This is a genomic window from Bartonella schoenbuchensis R1, assembly GCF_002022685.1.
GTDB lineage: Bacteria > Pseudomonadota > Alphaproteobacteria > Rhizobiales > Rhizobiaceae > Bartonella > Bartonella schoenbuchensis.
Genome location: NZ_CP019789.1, coordinates 523,919 through 544,417, shown reverse-complemented (window position 1 = coordinate 544,417; position 20,499 = coordinate 523,919). Strand labels below are relative to the sequence as shown.

The window sequence follows — 20,499 nt, the reverse complement described above, 5'->3', positions numbered from 1 at the left end:
ATGAGGAAATCTGATTTTAACCTTTCTGGACGTGTCGCACTGGTCACAGGTGCTTCCAGAGGAATTGGGTATCATTTAGCATTAGAGCTAGCAGCACGGGGTGCTCATATTATAGCCCTTGCACGAACAATTAGTGATTTAACCACGCTTGATACCAAAATCCAAGAGAAAGGTTCCTCCACAACGTTGGTACCACTTGATTTACATAATACACAAGCCATTGACACTCTAAGTACTTCAATTGCTGAATGCTGGAAAAAACTTGATATTATGGTTGTAAATGCAGGAATTCTAGGAATTCTCTCACCAATGGCTCATATTGAAAGTACGGTATTTGAAGAAGTGTTTCAAGTGAACCTCATCAATCAATGGCGTTTAATGAAAGCAGTTGAACCTTTATTACGCAAATCGGATGCTGGACGTGCTATTTTTTTATCATCAAGCGTTGCTCACTGCGCACGCGCTTTCTGGGGGCCTTATGCAGCCTCTAAAGCTGCTTTAGAAATTATTGCTCGTTGCTGGGCAGAAGAACTTAAAGAAACGTCAATCAAAATTAATTGCGTTAACCCAGGTGCAACACGCACTGCAATGCGAGCACAAGCTATGCCTAATGAAAATCCTCAGACCTTACCCTCTCCTCAAGAAGTTGCTGAAAAAATAGTACATTTATCTTCACCTTATTTAAAAGAAACAGGTAGGCTTTTTGACGTTCGTAAAAATCAGTTCATAAACTATCATACACCTCATTGATAACAGTTTATATATTGAACTAAACTTCTATAATTTTACTCTGCTTCTTAAAATCAGGTAAAACCTTATGACTCCTGGTCAGTTTGAATGGTTATCTTCTTTGCTTCTAAAGCAGCTCGTTTATTATATGCTAAAGCACTACAAGGTAGAAAAATCATATAGCTAACAGCTGTTATCAATAAAGTATACCACGTGTAAGTTGCAAGAAAACCAACATAAATAACAATAACCAGCATACACGGCACAACAATATCACGTCTTAATTTTTGACCAATTTCCTTTGCATTCCATACCGGTAAGCGGCTTACTAAAAGAAAAGCAACAACCACAGTATACAAGCTAAAAAATAAAGCCCAACCCCTACTGGGTATCAAACCAAGAGCTCCTAAATAAACAGGCAATAAAAGCAATAACGCCCCTGCTGGTGCAGGAACACCAACAAAATAATTCTTCTGCCATCTTGGTATATCTGTATTATCTAACGTAACATTAAAACGAGCTAACCGCAAACAACAAGCAACACAATACACAAGCGCTGCAACCCAGCCTACTTGATGAACCTGAGCGAGAATAAAAGAATAAACAACAAGAGCAGGAGCAACACCAAAATTAATAACATCAGCAAGTGAATCCATCTGGGCTCCAAAAGACGAACTGCCATCCATCAAACGTGCAACACGACCATCAGCTCCATCTAAAACTGCTGCCAAAAGCACCATCAAAATAGCTGACTCATAGTGATGTTCAAAAGCCAAACGGATACCGCTTATCCCCGTGCAAATCGCTAAGATAGTGATAATATTAGGAATAACAAACCGCATCGGCATAGGTGAACGTAACCGATGCGTAATATCGCCACGTTGCTCTTCAGGATCAAATGAAGAAAATAGCGAAAAAATTTTCATGACTCATCCTAATCAAGTCTAAAGTCAGTTATCTCAGTAGCATCACCAAAAGAACCTAAAACCGTTTCTCCAGCAATTGCTACCTGACCAACAGCGACACGCAATTTTACTTCAGTAGGCATATAAACATCAAGGCGAGAACCAAAACGTATCAACCCAAAACGTTGCCCAGTAATAACAGTATCATCTTTTTGAGACCAACAAACAATTCGACGCGCAATCAAGCCTGCTATCTGTACGACACCAATTTTGCCGTGTTCACTGTCAATCACCACCCCATTACGTTCGTTAAATTGACTGGCTTTATCAAGCTCAGCATTCACAAACTTACCCGGATGATAAACAATAGATTCTATTGTACCACTCATAGGAATGCGATTTACATGACATGAAAAAAGATCCATAAACACAGAAACACACATCATTTCGTCGCTCCCCAACCCTAATTCTGCAGGGGGAACACATGATTCAACACACGAAATACGACCATCAGCAGGAGAGATAATCCAATTTGAATTTACAGGCGTTACACGTTCTGGATCACGGAAAAAATATATACACCACACGGTTAAAATAAGACCACACCAAAATAACGGGCTCCATATCCAACCAAGAACGAGTGAAACAATAAAAAATGCTATAATAAAAGGATAGCCTTCTTTATGAATTGGGACAAAACTATTACAGATAGATTGAACAATACGCATATAACTTCCTATTCACAAATGATTGAACAATAAATAAACTCCTGTTTTCCCCTCTTCTCTTTTGTATATTTAATCAATTATTTTATACAAAACTAGATATGATTTCCATGTAGATCATTTCTTACGATTAACAACGCCTAGTTCATCTTCTTCACGTATTTTACGTAATTTTTCTTCAGCCTGTGAAGCTTCAAGCTGTTTATTCCACATAGAAGCATATAAACCTTTCTTGCTTAAAAGATCAGCGTGATTTCCCTTCTCAATAATACGGCCATTTTTTAATACTAAAATTTCATCAGCATTAATAACAGTAGAAAGGCGATGAGCAATAATTAATGTTGTACGACCACGACTTATAATATCCAATGCGCGCTGAATTTCTTGTTCTGTCGTTGTATCAAGAGCCGCAGTTGCTTCATCCAAAATAAGAAGTGGAGGTGCTTTTAAAAGTGTCCGCGCAATTGCCACGCGTTGTTTCTCACCACCAGATAATTTAAGACCTCGTTCACCTACTATGGATTGAAAGCCCTCTGGAAGCATTTCAATAAATTTTAATATTTGTGCCATTTCAGCAGCCTTGTGCATCTCTTCATCTGTTGCACTAGGGCGCCCATAACGAATATTATATGCAATCGTATCATTAAATAAAACTGTATCTTGCGGCACCATACCGATCGCTTCACGTAAACTTTTTTGCGTTACATCACGAATATCCTGTCCGTCAATTGTTATCGACCCTGAGTCGACATCATAAAATCGAAAAAGCAATCGGGAGATCGTTGACTTACCAGCGCCTGATGGCCCAACAATTGCAACTGTTTTACCTCCAGGAATTTCAAAATCGATATCTTTGAGAATTGAACGATCGGAATCATAGGAAAATTTCACCTGATTAAACCGAATAGTACCATTGCTTACCACCAACGGTTTAGCATCTGGTTTATCAACAATTTCCTGCTGAACATCTAAAAGATCAAACATAGCTTCAATATCACTTAAACTCTGCCGAACTTCACGATAAATCGAGCCAATAAAATTCAACGGAATGGAAAGCTGTATTAAAAGCGCATTAATAAAAACAAAGTCCCCTAAAGTTTGTGTCATATGCAAAACTTCATAAGCTGACATTAACATCAGGATTGTCATTCCAATACCAAAAATAAGAGCTTGACCAAAATTAAGCCAGCTTAGAGATGTCCAGATTTTTGTTGCAGCTTTTTCATATCCTGCCATAGAAGAATCAAATCGACTTGCTTCCAAAGCTTCATTGCCAAAATATTTGACTGTTTCAAAATTCAAAAGAGAATCAACTGCCCGTGTATTTGCTTCTGTATCAGCCGTATTCATTTCTTGCCGAATACTAATGCGCCAATCACTCGCCTTGATCGTAAACCAAGTATACAAACCAACTATCACAACAACGACAAGAAAATAACGCCACCCATAATTTATCAAAAGTACAAACGCTGTTAAAACAAATTCTAAAATGGTCGGCACTGTATTAAGAATTGAAAATCGAACAAGGGCCTCAATTCCCTTTGTACCACGATCAATCACACGAGAAAGACCACCAGTTCGCCGCTCTAAATGGAAACGCAAAGACAATCCGTGAATATGAACAAAAGTCTTATATGCCAATTGACGAATAGCGTATTGACCAACAGTTGCAAAAAGAGAATCACGTAACTGGTTTAATCCAGCTTGAACGATGCGTGCAAAATTATATGCCAAAACCAGCATAATAGGCACCACCCAAATGGATGAAGACCTTGTAAATACTTGAAAAAAGTTTAGATCAAGCGCATTTGTAGCATATTTAAAAAAATACGGCACAGATATGAGAATAAGTTTGGACAAAATAAGATAAAATATTGCCCATACCACACGCATTTTCAGATCAGACCTGGCTGATGGCCACATATAAGGCCACAAATTATAAAGGGTGCGTAGAGTTTGGTCTGAATCTACCGAAACGGTTTTTACTATTTCATTCTGTTTCATAAAGTCTTTAATTTCTTTTATTATTCATAAACATGTAAAAAATAATTTCTAAACTGTCCTCCATAGATTATTTATTACCTTTCCTTCACCTCTGAATAACCTATATGCTTTAAATTTAAGGTTAGACCATTTTCAATAAAGGAACAAGAAACAATCCGCTATAAGATTTATCGTTTTTGTCTGTATTTTCGTACCATTCTGCTACGAATAAATCTTCTACTTTCACATGCTTTTTTTTTAATTCTGCTTTAAGCCACGTTTTTGATTTATTAATTGCTTTAAGGCCTTCTTCGAGAATTTCACCATTTTGTATCACAATGGTAGATTTTTTGCCTTCTTCCTTCTTAATTACAGAAAAATCACCATTGGTTTCCAAACGAACAAAAGCTGCCTCATGTAAACTACAACCTTTAATACGCAACATGGTAATTAGATCACTTATACTAATGCGCAAACGCTTAATTTCATCTATTTGAAATACACCATCTGAAACTAATATAACATTTCCTCCCGCAATAAGCCGGTGAAAAAAAACTGAATGCCGCGCAAAAAAATTAAGAAATGTGATCAAAGTTTGCCAAATAAATAAAACAAGCAATAATTGGATACTACTAATACTCGGGTTATAAATAACCCCCCCAATAATGCCCCCCATTACAAAATTACTCACCAAATCAATTGGCGTCATTTGACTGAGATTACCACGACCTGTTGTTCTTAAAATTAACAAAAAAGCGGTAAGGCCCACAACTAACTTAAGCGCGATATATCCATAAAAGCATAAAAATTCCATCAAACTCTCTCCTTTTTTTATGAGAGCTGCTGGAACATAGGAATTATTGTCGTTTTATCTCCCACGTAGTAATACGCTCACCAGTCTGCGGGTCTTTTTCATCTTTTAATGAGATCCCCCCTACTGCAAGCTCATCACGAATTTTATCCGCAGCTTCCCACTCTTTATTATGGATAAGTTGTAGCCTTTCGGCAATGCGCTGATCAATAAATTTTAAATCAAGGTATGTCTTTCTAACAAAAAGCGGGCATTCTATTTCTTGAACCCACTCTTGGCGCAATAGCCCAAATAAATCCATACCGCGTGCAAGAGCTATAGCATTTCCTTCTTTATAAAATTTTCGTAAAATAGTAAATGCATTTGAAGTGTTAAGATCATCACTTAATGTATTGATTAAAGATTCATCTATAGATTTATCGTCATCCAAACAACATTTCTCACAGCGAAGAAATTCATACCAACGATATAATTCGCTACTAGATTGCGCTAAGCGATGAGTTGTCCAATTTAACGGTTCACGATAATGAGTTTGCAACATTGAAAAACGGATAGACAAACCTGCCCAGTTTTGTCTTATTTCATCTGTCAAAGCATCATTAAATTCAAGAAAATCACTTTCTAATAGAGAGCGAATAGTGATAAAATTACCAAGGCTTTTGGACATTTTTTTGCCTTCAACCTGCAAAAAACCATTATGCATCCAAAAATTAGCCATTCGCTTAGTTCCAAAAGCTGAACAACTTTGTGCAATCTCATTTTCATGATGAGGGAAAAGTAAATCAATACCACCACCATGGATATCAAAAACATTTGCTGCAAGATCATCACAATTTAAACCACCACCATAAGGAGCCAACAGCTTTGCCATCGACATTGCTGAGCATTCAATATGCCAACCCGGGCGCCCTAAACCAGGAATTCCTGCTGGCGATGGCCAACCTGGTTCCCATTCCTGAGAGGGTTTCCATAAAACAAAATCCATTTTCTCTTTTTTATAAATAGCAATATCTATACGGGAGTCTGCTCTCATTTCATCAAGCGATCGTTTTGCAAATTCGCCATAACGGGGGTATTCCCCCATACTGCTTATAGAAAATAATATATGATTTCCTGCTATATAAGCATGTCCTTTTTCAAGAAGTCTTTCAATCAAAGATCGTATTTCTTCCAAATGATCGGTTGCACGTGGCTGGCTGGTTGGTAATAAACAACCAAGCGCTTCTGTATCCTTTTGAAATTGGTCATATGTACATTCTGTTAATTGACGAATAGCGTCATTTAATGCAAGCTCTGGGTATTTATGGATTGCTCGTGCATTAATCTTATCATCAACATCCGTAATATTACGGGCATATATCACATGGTCCTCGCCATAAACATGACGTAAAAAACGAAATAAAATATCAAAAACAATTACAGAACGTGCATTACCAATATGAGCATAATCATAAACTGTCGGACCACAAACATAAAGACGTACCTTAGCAGCATCAATCGGTGTAAAATTTTCTTTTTTGCGTGTAAGCGTGTTATAAAACCGCAAATTTCCCATAATTATACTCCGTTAGTGATATTACTTGGTGTCGCTCTGGCAAAACTTACTCATATTATGAGCTAATAACACTGCTTGAAAAAAATATCGCGATATTGGATTTTTATTTCCAACATCGAACTATTTGATCCATATAATGCAAAAAATATTAATTAACGATAACTAATAAATACATAATAGGTGCATAAAGCAATCAAAACAGATCAAGCTGTTTATTAGTTTGATATTGGATAAACAAAACCATTTCATTTGGCAAATGATACTGCTTCAAGAATATCTGGAATATCTAGCAACATATCAGTTATATTATTTACTTCATCTGTAACAGAATAAAACTCAAATACCATATTCTGACATTTTGATAAAATCCCATAACACCTTATCTTCCAATAATAACAATCAAATCACTGCATAACATTGTTACGACTTATAATCGTAAGTATAAAATGATAAATGGAAGATAATATTGTTTGAACAGATGAGCGCATAATGATCATTATAGTATTTTTGCAAAAGACAATCATTCAAACAACACACCAAGCTTTTAGTCTTATTATGCTAATGCTTCTATAAATTTAACAGGTTCACCTTGCGAAGGCGTAACAATTTCACCTTCCCACATAACCCGCATTCCACGAATAATTGTCCCAACTGGCCAACCTTTAACTTTTTTGCCATCATAAGGTGTCCACCCTGCTCGTGAACCAATATGTGCATTGGTTATAATCTCTTCCCGTTTAAGATCAATAATGGTTAAGTCAGCATCATATCCAACTGCAATGCGTCCTTTACAGCTGATACCAAAAACGCGACTAGGACCATGCGAGGTGAGATCAACAAAGCGTTCAAGAGATATCCTCCCCGTATTCACATGAGTCAGCATAATTGCTGCTGTGGTTTGAACACCTGTCATACCCGAAGGTGAAAAAGGATAAGACTTATGTTTTTCTTCAAGTGTATGAGGGGCGTGATCTGAACCTAAAACATCAATGATACCTTGCTGAACACCGTACCAAAGACCTTTACTGTGGTGGCTTTCACGAATAGGTGGATTCATCTGGATCAATGTGCCAAGCCTCTGATAATCATCAGAAGTCAAAGTCAAATGATGTTGAGTTACCTCAATTGTCGCTAGATCTTTATGGTTTTTCAGAAAATCAACTTCTTCCGCTGTAGAAAGATGTAATATATGGACACGCTTACCCATTTCACGCGCAATTTTAATTAAACGTTGTGTACATTTCAAAGCAGCAATTTCATCACGCCAAACTGGATGTGATGACACATCTCCCTTAATGCAAAGCGCTTTACGTTCATTGAGCCGCTCCTCATCTTCACAATGAAAAGCTGCGCGACGACGCGTATTTTTCAAAATTAGACGAACACCTTCATCATCATCAACTAAAAGATTACCTGTAGAAGACCCCATAAATACTTTAATTCCAGCAGCTCCGGGAAGTCTCTCTAATTCAGCCAATTCATGCGCATTTTCACGTGTTCCCCCAACCCAAAACGCAAAATCACAATGCATCCGATGAAATCCGCGTTTAACTTTATCAGTCAACATCTCTTCTGTTATCGTCAGTGGATTTGTATTAGGCATTTCAAAAACCGTTGTAACCCCCCTAAAACCGCAGAACGAGAACCACTTTCTAAATCTTCCTTATGTATGTGCCCTGGTTCACGAAAATGAACCTGGCTATCAATGATACCTGGTAAAATATGAAGCCCTGTACAGTCGATCACCTCATTAGCAGATGCACACGTCAAATCACCAATTTCAGCAATACGGCCATTCGTAACACCAATATCACGTTTGCCACTTCCATCATGATTAACAAGTGTTGCACCTTTAAAAATTGTATCAAATGTTTTAAACACAGCCATACTCCTTAGACATCATCTCTTTACCGATTATGTAACTCTGAGCAGAAAGGCAAGGACCATGATCGAAAAACAAAACACTATTAGCTTAAAAAACCGCAAAATTATTAAAGTTATAGGTGAAAAAGCAACACGTTTCCTACAAGCCCTAATTACAACAGATGTTGAAAAAATCAACTCACAAGAACTCTTCCCTGGTGCTCTTTTATCACCACAAGGAAAAGTTATTGCTGATTTTCTAATCGGTAAAATAGACCAAGGCTATATGATTGATATCGCTGCACCTTTAGCTGACACCTTTCAACAACGCCTTATCCTTTATAAGTTACATACAAAAGTGGAAATTACACAACCATTACAATTAGTTGTTACAGTTTTTTGGAAAACTGAAATAAGTACTTGTGATTTTGATTTAAGTTTTATTGATAAACGATTTCCAAAAAAGGAAAAAATGGTACGTGTTTATGGAAAAATACCGTTTCTTGCTCCAGAACATAATGATAATTGGAACCGAATGCGTATCCGCTATGCAATTGCAGAAAGTGGGCAAGATTATGAAATAGGTAAAGTCTTTCCTCATGATATTAATTACGATCAAATTAGTGGATTATCATTCAATAAAGGTTGTTATATCGGACAGGAAGTTGTTTCACGAATGCACCACCGCAGAGCAGCTCGTCGCCGTTTTTTGATAGTAAAAGGCCAGCATAAATTAATGCCAGGATCCACTATTCAAGCCGGCACTAAAATACTTGGTGAATTAGGAACATGTGTAGAAAACGAAGCTTTAGCTTTAATGCGTATTGACCATGTTAAAGATGTTATGGACAAACATATTCCGTTTACAATAGAAAACCTTCCTGTAACAATAAATATTGCTGAAAATATGAACTTCAGCTTTCCTGAAAACACCATGGAAACTAACTAATGGCTAAAGCTGAATTATCACAAGATGGAACAGCACGTGCTTGGCAAAGAATGCTTTCTGGTCGGCGGCTTGATTTACTTAATCCTTCTCCTCTTGACATCGAAATTGAAGATATCGCACACGGCCTTTCTCGTGTTGCACGCTGGAACGGCCAAACACACGGTGAGCATACATATTCTGTCGCGCAACATTCACTTTTAGTAGAACAAATATTTCAGATACTCTTTCCACAATCCCACAATGACGAATGTCTTTTAGCTCTTCTCCATGATGCATCAGAATATGTTATTGGTGATATGATTTCACCTTTTAAAGCTGTTATAGGAAAACAGTATCAGCTTGTCGAAAAACGCATACAAGATACCATCTGCATACGCTTTTCTTTACCTGTTAATCCACCTCACAAACTATTAAAAAAAATCAAACAAGCTGATCGTATTGCTGCTTTCTACGAAGCTGTCACTCTTGCTGGCTTTAGCACAAAAGAAGCCATGCGTTATTTTGGTTCTCCAAATAATATTTTACCCGATAAACTTAATTTGCAGCCCTATTCCACACAACAAATTGAAAATGCCTTTTTAACCCGCTTTCGTGATATAGATAGTCAAAGATAATATTCATATCTTTTTAGTCACTTGTCTTTTGTTTTTACGGGAATAAAACGCAAAGTATCTTAGCTTATAGCCTCCCCAGTTGGATAAATATTAAAATATCTCATGCAGTTTTTTATTACATATTATCTTTTATAATCATACCTTGTTTGAATATGGTTTATAAATAGAACAGAATTTGTTTTCCTTCTTATTTCTATTAATTTATAGATTACCCAATCCATAATCTTTGTTTCTTCTATTATCTGTAGTTTATCCTTACAAAATAAATATCATTTATTTTCAATTTCTTGCTACAAATACTTTAAGATATACAAAAAGATTTCAGGATCTCATTAATCAATGAGATATAGACAGAATAATCATATGAAAAATAGTTCAAATTTAGTGTAAGCAAAACGTACTTAAGAAAATTTCTTTTATCTTACGCTGCATATAACTAATATATTTTATAGGGTTTTCTCTTAAACCTAATTTTATTTTGGCTTATAAATTTCTGAATCAGATGGAAAAGCACGTGACTTAACATCATGTGCATAATTTTTAATTGCTGTATCCATTGCTTGCTCAAAAGCACCATAACGACGTACAAATTTAGGTACCCAAGCCCCGTAACCCAACATATCTTCCATCACTAAGATCTGCCCATCACACTGATTGGATGCACCAATACCAATAGTAGGAATAGAAAGATTTTTTGTGATCTTCACTGCTAAGGGTTCTACTACCCCCTCTAATACAACAGCAAAAGCACCTGCCTCTTCAACCGCTGTTGCGTCAGCCTCAATCTTTAACCGATCATTTTCAGTGCGCCCTTGTACCTTAAAACTACCAAAACGATTTACCGCTTGTGGTGTAAGGCCAACATGCCCCATAACTGGGATACCCCGTTGGCATAAAAAATCAATTGTTTTAGCCATATAAATGCCACCTTCAAACTTGACTGCACCACACCCTGTTTCTGCAATAATCCGTGATGCATTCTCAAAGGCCTGCTGTGGACTTTTCTCATAAGAACCAAAAGGCATATCAACAACTACAAGCGCTTTTTGAGAACCACGTACGACCGCTTGTCCGTGTAAAACCATCATATCCATAGTAACAGGCAGTGTTGTATCAAAACCATGCACAACCATACCAACGCTATCACCAACCAAAAGAAAATCACAATATGGATCAGCAATCCGCGCGCTATAAGCCTGATAGGCTGTTAGAGCAATAATTGGTTCTTGTCCCTTTTTCGACCGTATTTCAGAAGAAGAAACACGCTTTATAGCTTTATGTGAATCCATTTTTAGTTTCCATATGTAAAATACATTAATCAATAAGTCTGACTTCACTAAAATTAAGAGTCAGCAATAAAACTGCAAAAATACATAAAAAAGCCTTTTTACATGTGATTTCAGCGTCAAAAAACGCTTTTATAGAATTTTTAAGGGTCCAATTAATGCTTATAAACCTCTGTATCAGCTGGAAAAGCACGTGATTTAACATCATTTGCATAATTTTTGACTGCTGTATCCACTACTTCCTCAAAAGAACCATACCGACGTACAAATTTAGGCATCCAGCTACCATAACCTAACCAAGTATTATAGCCTAACATATCCTCCATTACCAAAATCTGCCCATCACACTGATTGGACGCACCAACACCAATAGTAGGAATAGAGAGCTTTTCTGTAAGCCTTATTGCTAAGGGTTCTACTACCGCCTCCACCATAACAGCAAAAGCACCAGCTTCCTCAACTGCCAATGCATCAGCTTCAATCTGGAGCCAACTCTTCTCATCGCGCCCTTGTACCTTAAACCCCTCTAAACGAACTGTATGTGGCATGAGACCAATATGACATATAACTGGAATACCACGTTTGTGCAAAAACCTAACCGTTTCAGCCATATGAACACCACCTTCAAGTTTGACTGCACCACAACCTGTTTCTGCAATAATCCGTGACGCATTTTTAAAAGCCTGCTGTGGACTTTCTTCATAAGAACCAAAAGGCATATCAACAACCACAAGCGCTCTTTGAGAACCACGCATAACGGCTTTTCCGTACAAAATCATCATATCTACATCGACAGGTAATGTTGTATCAAACCCGTGCACAATCATAGCAACGCTGTCGCTCACTAAAAGAAAGTCGCAATATGGGTCAGCAATTCGAGCACTATAAGCCTGGTAAACCATTAAAGAAACGATTGGCTCTTGACCCTTTTTGGAGCGTATTTCAGAAGCAGTAATACGATTTATAGTTTTATATGAAGTCATTGTTGTATTTCCTATTGTAAAATATATTGATCAATAAGCCTTACCTCACCAAAGCGGACGCATAGTAATAAAACCGCAGGTTTATTCAGTTTTCCTCTAAACATGCATAAAGTTTCCATGTCTCTTAAATCTATTGACTCAATGATAGCACGCGGTTCTTGCTGTAAAATATCACGGACAATTTTGCACAATTTATTAACTGATCGTTCGCCTTGGCTATAAAGCCTTACAACAGCCTCACCGCTTTCAGGAATAATTTTTGCAGCTTTGCGATCTTCTAATGTTAAAAGCTGATTGCGTGAAGAGCTTGCTACACCATCTGCATCACGTAAAATAGGTACACCAACAATTTCAACAGGAAAAGCTAAGTCCTTAACCATACGACGAATAATGAGAAGCTGTTGAAAATCTTTTTCCCCAAAAAAAGCCTTATCTGGCTGCACAATATTAAAAAGCTTAGCAACAACACTGGTTACACCATAAAAATGCCCTGGGCGTAATTTTCCTATTAAAACATGTGATAATTTTTCTACCCTTACAACTGTCTCATTTCCCAGCGGCCACATTTCCTCTGTAGAAGGTGCAAAAACATATTCAACACCCGCTTTTTTCAACAAAGCACAATCGCCCGCAAGATCTCTTGGGTACATATCAAAACCTTCATGAGGTCCAAATTGCTTTGGATTAACAAAAATAGAAACTAACACTCGATCACACATTACTTTTGCCTGTTGCACCAAAGCAATATGACCACCATGCAATGCTCCCATAGTTGGAACAAAACCAATCGATAATCCTAAACGTTGCTCCTTTGCAATACATTGCCGTACTTCAGCAATTGTTTTTAAGATTTGCATTTTAAATTATACCTATTTTATAAAATCAGTAAATTGACTCTTTCATACAAAATCGCCGTTCAAATAAGTTTATTAAATTAACGCGAACAGACGGTTGTTGTATCCTTCTTGGCTCCCAAACATGGCGTGTTAAAAAAAATTTGTTAAAGCAAACCCATTTCTCATATCATTAAAATCAATAGGACGACTGGCTCTTTGTATAAGAAACTGCGGTAGAGGTAAAAGTTTATCTCTCCAAAGATACCCTGCTTCTTCACTCACAGCACGTCCTGATTTTGGTGACACATAATGAAGGTTTTCCCGACAACCTGTTACAACACAACAAGATAAATCAAGACCAAATCCAAGTTCTTTAAGAAGCCGCATTTCAAAACGTATAAGTAATTCAGCGATAACAAACCATTCATCAAAATTCTGCATAAAAATATGCAACATATCATATAAAATAGGGTGAGGATCACGTTCGGGAAGAAGGCGTAAATGAGAAGCCATCAACTGCAAAGTATAAAGCGCTTCTGGTATGAGCATTAATCTTGAAGCATGTAAATCAAGCGCTTCAAGCTTAAATAACCCCAAATGCTCATCCAAACGTGCCCACCATTCAGCCTCAACAAAATTTCCAGGTTGAAGAAGAGCCGCCATACTACGAGAACGCCCCCCCTTTACCATTCCCATATAGCGACCATGCTGACGTGTCATAATTTCAAGAATAACGCTCGTTTCACCATGCTGACGTGTACCAAGGATAATAGCCTGCTCTTTCCATCTCATTTTATTTTAAAAAATCTAATCCCATTTCTTGGTAGCGCTCTGGATTAGTACTCCAATTATCACGCACTTTCACAAAAAGAAAAAGGTGAACTTTTTGTTCCATGATTTCCATTAATTCCTTACGTGCTGCTTGACCAATCGCTTTAATTGTATCACCTCCCGCTCCTAAAACAATTTTTTTCTGACTATCACGCTCTACATAGATAACCTGATTAATTTTAACTGATCCATCTGGACGTTCCTCCCAATTTTCTGTTTCAACTGTAGAGGAATAAGGAATTTCTTCATGGAGACGAAGAAAAAGTTTTTCACGCGTAATTTCAGCAGCAAGTTGACGCATAGGCATATCCGAAACTTGATCTTCTGAATAGTACCATGGCCCCTCTTGCATCATTGTACTTAGATAATGAAGTAAATCCTTACAACCCGAACCATTTAAAGCTGAAATCATAAATGTCTGTAAAAACTTCATTCGTTCATTAATTTTAGCGGTTAATGCTAAAAGAGATGTTCTTGCAACTGTATCAATCTTATTAAGAACAAGAATTTTATCCTGTTTAATATTTTCTAAAACATTCAACATTGCATCAACTTCGTCCGAAAGACCATTTTGAACATCAATTAAAATTAACAGGATATCAGCACCTCTAGCACCGCCCCAAGCAGCAGAAACCATAGCGTGCTCTAACCGCTTATGAGGACGAAAAACACCTGGGGTATCAATGAGAACAATTTGAGTATTCTCATAAATAACAATACCACGCACCAAAGTTCGTGTTGTTTGCACCTTATGGGTTACAATTGAAACTTTTGTTCCAACCAACTGATTAACTAATGTCGACTTACCAGCATTGGGCACCCCAATGAGCGCAACAAAACCACAGCGTGTTTTGATAACATCATTCATGATCACTTTTCTCTATTGATTGCCATACACCTTCACGTCGTAAAATTTTTTCAGCAGCTACTCTTTCAGCATGTCGTTTAGAACTGCCTTGCCCAATCTCAGGTGCAAAACCAAAAACTTTTACTTCAACCATAAAAATGGGATCATGATCTGGTCCATAACGCTTCACAACTCGATATTGCGGCTGTGCACCATCTTGTGTATGAGCCCATTCTTGCAACTCTGTTTTGGCATCACGCCTACCGGCATCCATCTTCCTTGCACGATCTTGCCAATATTTTCGAATGAAAGACCGTACACACTCCAAATCCCCATCAAGGTACATTACAGCAATTAACGCTTCAATGACATCGGCATACATATTAGCTACCCGGCGATTCTCTAAGTTTTTCATTTCAAAACCAACATGAATCATATCAGGTAAACCCATTTCTAGTGCAATCTCAGCGCATGTTTGCGTATTCACTAAGCCATTTAAACGTACCGATAATTCACCTTCACTAGCGTGTGGAAAAAATTGATACAACATCTCCGCAACCAAAAGCCCAAGAACGCGATCACCTAGAAATTCCAACCGCTCATAATTGCCTTCTGCTAACCCTTGAACACTAGAATGCGTCAATGCTCTTTTTAATCTATTTTCATTCTTAAAGCGATGCCCCGTCAGCTTTTCAAGCTGATCAATGATGTGACGCTTCATCATTAGACCCTACTTAGTCAGTGGAAAATAGTGAATAGTGTTAACAAAAGAAAACAAACGTGCCCAGCGCACATCAAACGGCCAGCGCCAAATCTGCCATGCACTTGAACCATTACTTATAGAGAAAAAGATTAAATTTGCTCGACCAACAAGATTTTCTTCTGGAACATAACCTACACCCAAACGGCTATCATCTGAATTATGACGGTTATCACCCATCATAAAATAATGCCCTGGAGGAACCTCAAAAACTTTTGTATTATCAACCTGTGGGAAAAAACCTAAATCAAGCGTATTGTAACTTACACCATTAGACAGTGTCTCACGATAAACATCCACAGGGCGGTTGAGCTCTGTTACGTCAGCATCATCAATCTGCCCCATTAATTGGCGTGAAACAGCTTTATCATTGATATAAAGAACACCTTGACGAACCTGAACATAATCACCCGGTAATCCAACGACGCGTTTAATATAATCCACACTTGGATTGCTAGGTAAACGAAATACTACAACATCCCCTCGTTTAGGTTGAGATGCCCAAATACGTCCTGAAAAAATAGGAGGAGAAAAAGGAAGGGAAAAACGAGAATATCCATATGCATATTTGGAAACAAAAAGATAATCCCCCACAAGTAAAGTAGGACGCATAGAACCAGAAGGAATTGTAAAGGGTTGAAAAAAAGCGTGCGAATAAGAACAGCCAAAAATAGAGCCTGAATGAGAACAGAAATCAATTCAAAGACTCCACCTTTCTCTTTCTTTTTTTGTACTTTTTCTTTTTGACTCATCATACATTGCCTTCTTATTACAAATAAAATTCATTTTTCATCATAATGCTCAAATAACAAAAGCACAATCTCTTCCCCCGTCTATCCACGTGGAAGTGCTTCTATAATAACAACTGCCTGCGCCCAAGGAAAATCATCTGTTATACTGAGATGAATGAAAGCGTTATGGTGAGGAGGCAATAACTTTTGTAATTGCAACTGCGCGCAATTTGTTAATTGCATAGTCGGTTTTCCCGACGATAAATTAACGACCTCCATGTCTTTCCAGCTAACACCACAGGCGATACCTGTTCCTAAAGCTTTAGCACATGCCTCTTTAGCAGCAAATCTTTTAGCATAAGAAAAAGAACTTTTTTGGACATTTTCAGATTTGGCCTGTTCAACATCTGTAAAAATGCGTTGGATAAAATAGTCACCATAACGAACCAGCATTTTCTCAATTCGCCTTATATCAACTATATCACTGCCAAGACCTATAATCATAAAACATTACTTGAATTTTCTTGCCGCAAATGCACTCTTTGCATCATCTTCTGATACCTTCTTTTCTGGAAACGACCTATTGCCTTGTAAACACCTATATAAGACAAACCTCCAAAGACAAAACCTAAAAGAATGCCACCCAAAATCATTGGTAGCATAATAGAATCCCACGTATTCCCAAAAATTATCCATACCTTCGAAAACGTCAAGTTACTAAATATAGTGCGAATTTGGGAAAGAGAAATTTTACCCACATTTCCAAAAAGTGATAAAAATAGATAACCTATCTTATAATCAATCATAACAATAGGCAAAAATGTTAGCGGATTTGAAAAAACAGTTCCAATAATTGCTGCAGTAAAATTACCGCGTAAAATCCAAGAAAAAAATAGTGCCAAAATAATATGCAATCCAAAAAAGGGTGAGCAAGCTGAAAAAATGCCAATAGCTAACCCCAACGCTACTTTATGTGGCGTTTCTGATATGCGCAAAATACGCTTGCGCATATAACAAAATGAGCGACGCGACCAAAACCAAAGCCGAATACGCTCTCCAAAATCTACTAATTTTCGATGATGAAAAAGCATAAGATACTCATACACATACTATTTGTACAAAACAATCTTTGTTATTCAAATTAATCTCAATGAAGTTTTTGCACAAAACAGAGCATATTTAAAAATGGTTAGATATTGCGACTTCCTGGCTTAATTGCAGGGAGACAAGCAAGCTCAGGAGGTAGTGCATCAGCGGCATAAGATGCCACTTCATATTCTGCAAGCGCAATTAACGGAACTCCAACATCAACTTTACCACCAGAACGATCAAGGATACATGCACTTGCCACAACGTTAGCTTTCACCTTAATTAAAGCTTCAATCGTCTCACGAATAGAAAGACCAGTTGTCACAATATCTTCGATAATTACAACTCTTGCCCCTTTTTCGATTTCAAAACGACGCAGCTGAAATATGCCATTTTCACGCTCTACCCAAATAGAAGGTACACCAAGGTGACGTGAAGTTTCATAAGAAGGAATAAGACCACCAATCGCAGGACCAACTACATAATCAATTTTTCCTTCAACACAGTCCCTAATTTTTTGAGCTAACCCACAGCATAGTTTTTCGGTTAGATCAGCATGCATGAATACTTTCGCCTTCTGCATATAAGTAGCACTATGGCGACCTGATGTTAAAATAAAATGCCCCTCTAGAATCGCATCTGCCTGTTTAAAAATATCAATTACATCTTGTGTATTCATTGCAAAATCTCGTGTTTTATCCGTGCACCCGACTCACCGCACTAACTGAGCCTGTTTCTTTTAACTGAGAAAGAATACGATTCAAGTGTTTTAGATCCCAAACCTCTAAATCAAGCACAATTTCCGTGAAATCTGAAACCATACGGATCAAAGATAAATTTTGAATATTGGCATCATTTGCAAAAATAACCTGAGTTACTTTAGCCAAAGAGCCAGGACTATTAACAGCCCAAATATTTATCCGAGCAGGAAAACGTTCGCTTGTTTCGGTATCAAGATCCCAGCATACATCAATCCATCGTTCTGGCTGATCATCATAAGCCATTAAAGCTGAAGACTCTATTGGATAAATAACAATACCCGCACCCGGCTGCATAATACCAACAATTCTATCCCCTGGTACAGCTCCTTCAGGAGAAAATCGTATTGGAATATCTCCACTAATTCCTCGAATAGGTAATGCTTTGTATTGATCTTTCTTTTCTGAAGTTCCTTCCTTTTCATTTTCAAGCATTTTAAAGACCATGCTTTGAGAGGTTTCAATATTAAACCGACCCTTTTCCTCAGATTTTAAAAACGACTGACGCACTCCATTGTGTTTTTGATAATCTGGATAAATTGCTTTAACCACATCAACATAAGACAATTCACCACGCCCAACAGCTGTTAATACATCTTCCACATCCTTGCGTGCCAAACGCGGTAGAACTTGTTTAAGCATATCCTTTGAAAAAGGTTTTCCCACGCATTCAAACGAACGTTCAAGAATATTATAACCTAAACCTGAATATTGCTTACGCACTGCTGCACGTGTTGCCCGGCGAATTGCGGAACGTGCCTTCCCCGTTACAACAAAAGATTCCCACGCTACCGGTGGAACTTGATCTTGTGAACGTATAATATCAACCTCATCACCATTTTTTAATTTGGTCATTAAAGGCATAATACGACCATTGATTTTCACCCCCACACAAGAATCACCAATATCGGTATGAACTGCATAAGCAAAATCAATAGGTGTGGCACCTTTTGGAAAGGCAATTAGCCGCCCTTTTGGTGTAAAGCAGAAAACCTGATCTTGAAAAAGTTCAAGCTTTGTATGTTCTAAAAACTCTTCCGGATTATCTCCATCTGATAAAGATTGAATTGTTTGACGCAATAACGCATAAGCATTGGTTTCTCTCGACAATTTCGAGGCTGAATAATTAGAACCATAATCTTTATAAATGGAATGTGCTGCAACACCATATTCAGCAATCGTATTCATTGCATTGGTTCTAATTTGCAATTCAACACGTTGCCTTGAAGGCCCTACAATTGTCGTATGAATTGAACGATACTCATTTTGTTTAGGTATAGAAATATAATCTTTAAAACGACCAGGTACCATTGGCCATGTAGTATGGATAATACCAAGAGCACGGTAACAATCATCTACTGTTTCAACAATCACACGAAATCCAAAAATATCGGACAATTGCTCAAAAGATAATGCTTTGCTTTCCATTTTGCGAAAAATTGAATAAGATTTTTTCCGACGGCTTTTAACATCAACTTTAATACCATGCTGAGAAAAAAGTCTTGTCAATTCGTTTTCGATTGTGGAAAGTAAATCCTGATTACACTCCGATAATTCAGAAATTCTTTCAGTAATAATACGGTAACCTTCTGGATTTAAATAAAAGAAAGAAAGATCTTCTAATTCTTCGCGCATATCTTGCATGCCCATACGGCCAGCAAGCGGCGCATAAATATCCATCGTCTCCTCAGCAATCCACCGACGCTTATCATCACGCATAACACCAAGAGTGCGCATATTATGAAGACGATCTGCAAGTTTGACCAAAAGAATACGGATATCATCAGAAATAGCAATAAGAAGCTTACGAAGATTTTCTGCTTGTATGGCCTTTTTCGAGACAAAATCAAGCTTATTGAGCTTTGTTAGCCCTTCAACTAACTTACCAATTTCAGGTCCAAAAAGCTGATCAATTTCTGTTCGTGTAGCGCTTGTATCTTCAATTGTATCATGCAAAAGAGCAACAGCAATTGTTGCTTCATCTAAACGCATATCCGTTAAAATAATAGCAACTTCCAAAGGATGAGAAAAATAAAGATCACCCGAAGCACGCTTTTGATGCCCATGCTTTTCCATTGCATAAACGTAGGCTTTATTCAACAAAGCCTCATTTACATCAGGCTTATAACGTCGCACCCGCTCGATAAGCTCATGCTGACGCATCATGTAGGCATATCCTCAGAAATTTCATAATTTAAATATTATTGAATATTCTATCAATAAAAGGTCTCAAAATAAAATATA

Annotated in this window: 17 protein-coding genes and 3 pseudogenes; 3 read left to right on the top strand and 17 right to left on the bottom strand. The window is 37.5% G+C overall.

The window, feature by feature from the left end:
• Positions 1-750: an SDR family NAD(P)-dependent oxidoreductase gene (locus tag BscR1v2_RS02180; protein WP_078689573.1), complete on the top strand. Its 750-nt coding sequence runs from the start codon at positions 1-3 to the stop codon at positions 748-750.
• A gap of 65 nt (positions 751-815) precedes the next feature.
• On the opposite strand, the gene pssA is transcribed toward BscR1v2_RS02180, so the two are convergent.
• The 6 genes and pseudogenes from pssA to BscR1v2_RS02150 form a co-directional block, all read right to left on the bottom strand.
• The gene (pssA, locus tag BscR1v2_RS02175; protein WP_078689572.1) at positions 816-1,655 is read right to left on the bottom strand and encodes a CDP-diacylglycerol--serine O-phosphatidyltransferase; all 840 of its coding nucleotides are present in this window, start codon (positions 1,653-1,655) and stop codon (positions 816-818) included.
• 8 nt (positions 1,656-1,663) lie between these two features.
• The gene (locus BscR1v2_RS02170; protein ID WP_078689571.1) at positions 1,664-2,362 is read right to left on the bottom strand and encodes a phosphatidylserine decarboxylase; all 699 of its coding nucleotides are present in this window, start codon (positions 2,360-2,362) and stop codon (positions 1,664-1,666) included.
• A gap of 114 nt (positions 2,363-2,476) precedes the next feature.
• Positions 2,477-4,363 (bottom strand): ABCB family ABC transporter ATP-binding protein/permease, encoded by a 1,887-nt coding sequence (locus BscR1v2_RS02165; protein ID WP_078689570.1) that lies wholly within the window; start codon positions 4,361-4,363, stop codon positions 2,477-2,479.
• Positions 4,364-4,484: 121 nt separating this feature from the next.
• The gene (locus BscR1v2_RS02160) at positions 4,485-5,156 is read right to left on the bottom strand and encodes a DUF421 domain-containing protein (protein ID WP_078689569.1); all 672 of its coding nucleotides are present in this window, start codon (positions 5,154-5,156) and stop codon (positions 4,485-4,487) included.
• 43 nt (positions 5,157-5,199) lie between these two features.
• Positions 5,200-6,708: a cysteine--tRNA ligase gene (gene cysS, locus BscR1v2_RS02155; RefSeq protein WP_078689568.1), complete on the bottom strand. Its 1,509-nt coding sequence runs from the start codon at positions 6,706-6,708 to the stop codon at positions 5,200-5,202.
• Between the two features lie 553 nt (positions 6,709-7,261).
• Positions 7,262-8,589 (bottom strand): annotated as a pseudogene (locus BscR1v2_RS02150) (dihydroorotase).
• Between the two features lie 64 nt (positions 8,590-8,653).
• On the opposite strand from BscR1v2_RS02150, the gene ygfZ reads away from it, so the two are divergent.
• Positions 8,654-9,520, top strand: coding sequence for a CAF17-like 4Fe-4S cluster assembly/insertion protein YgfZ (gene ygfZ / locus BscR1v2_RS02145; protein WP_078689567.1), 867 nt, complete (start codon positions 8,654-8,656; stop codon positions 9,518-9,520).
• Positions 9,520-10,134, top strand: a complete 615-nt coding sequence (locus BscR1v2_RS02140) for a YfbR-like 5'-deoxynucleotidase (protein WP_078689566.1) — start codon at positions 9,520-9,522, stop codon at positions 10,132-10,134. The genes ygfZ and BscR1v2_RS02140 overlap by 1 nt, the downstream gene beginning before the upstream one ends.
• A 473-nt stretch (positions 10,135-10,607) precedes the next feature.
• On the opposite strand, the gene panB (BscR1v2_RS02135) is transcribed toward BscR1v2_RS02140, so the two are convergent.
• The 11 genes and pseudogenes from panB (BscR1v2_RS02135) to BscR1v2_RS02085 all read right to left on the bottom strand — a co-directional run bounded on the left by panB (BscR1v2_RS02135) (position 10,608) and on the right by BscR1v2_RS02085 (position 20,421).
• Complete coding sequence (gene panB / locus BscR1v2_RS02135) at positions 10,608-11,423, bottom strand: 3-methyl-2-oxobutanoate hydroxymethyltransferase (protein ID WP_078689565.1); 816 nt, start codon at positions 11,421-11,423, stop codon at positions 10,608-10,610.
• Positions 11,424-11,575: 152 nt separating this feature from the next.
• Positions 11,576-12,403, bottom strand: coding sequence for a 3-methyl-2-oxobutanoate hydroxymethyltransferase (gene panB, locus BscR1v2_RS02130; RefSeq protein ID WP_078689564.1), 828 nt, complete (start codon positions 12,401-12,403; stop codon positions 11,576-11,578).
• An 11-nt stretch (positions 12,404-12,414) separates the two neighbouring features.
• The gene (gene panC, locus BscR1v2_RS02125) at positions 12,415-13,260 is read right to left on the bottom strand and encodes a pantoate--beta-alanine ligase (RefSeq protein WP_078689563.1); all 846 of its coding nucleotides are present in this window, start codon (positions 13,258-13,260) and stop codon (positions 12,415-12,417) included.
• A 25-nt stretch (positions 13,261-13,285) separates the two neighbouring features.
• Positions 13,286-14,031: pseudogene (gene recO, locus BscR1v2_RS02120) on the bottom strand (DNA repair protein RecO).
• A 1-nt stretch (position 14,032) separates the two neighbouring features.
• Positions 14,033-14,938 carry a GTPase Era gene (gene era / locus BscR1v2_RS02115; RefSeq protein ID WP_078689562.1) on the bottom strand — a complete coding sequence of 302 codons (906 nt, stop codon included), beginning with the start codon at positions 14,936-14,938 and terminating at the stop codon, positions 14,033-14,035.
• Positions 14,931-15,638: a ribonuclease III gene (gene rnc / locus BscR1v2_RS02110; protein WP_078689561.1), complete on the bottom strand. Its 708-nt coding sequence runs from the start codon at positions 15,636-15,638 to the stop codon at positions 14,931-14,933. The genes era and rnc overlap by 8 nt, the downstream gene beginning before the upstream one ends.
• A pseudogene (gene lepB / locus BscR1v2_RS02105) lies at positions 15,619-16,429 on the bottom strand (signal peptidase I). The gene rnc and the pseudogene lepB overlap by 20 nt, the downstream one beginning before the upstream one ends.
• An 81-nt stretch (positions 16,430-16,510) precedes the next feature.
• Positions 16,511-16,912: a holo-ACP synthase gene (acpS, locus tag BscR1v2_RS02100; RefSeq protein ID WP_078689560.1), complete on the bottom strand. Its 402-nt coding sequence runs from the start codon at positions 16,910-16,912 to the stop codon at positions 16,511-16,513.
• The gene (locus BscR1v2_RS02095) at positions 16,909-17,499 is read right to left on the bottom strand and encodes a DUF2062 domain-containing protein (RefSeq protein WP_078689559.1); all 591 of its coding nucleotides are present in this window, start codon (positions 17,497-17,499) and stop codon (positions 16,909-16,911) included. The genes acpS and BscR1v2_RS02095 overlap by 4 nt, the downstream gene beginning before the upstream one ends.
• Positions 17,500-17,597: 98 nt before the next feature.
• The gene (gene pyrE / locus BscR1v2_RS02090; RefSeq protein ID WP_078689558.1) at positions 17,598-18,176 is read right to left on the bottom strand and encodes an orotate phosphoribosyltransferase; all 579 of its coding nucleotides are present in this window, start codon (positions 18,174-18,176) and stop codon (positions 17,598-17,600) included.
• Between the two features lie 16 nt (positions 18,177-18,192).
• Entirely contained in the window at positions 18,193-20,421 is a 2,229-nt protein-coding gene (locus tag BscR1v2_RS02085; RefSeq protein ID WP_078689557.1) for a RelA/SpoT family protein, read from the bottom strand.
• Between the last annotated feature and the right edge of the window lie 78 nt (positions 20,422-20,499).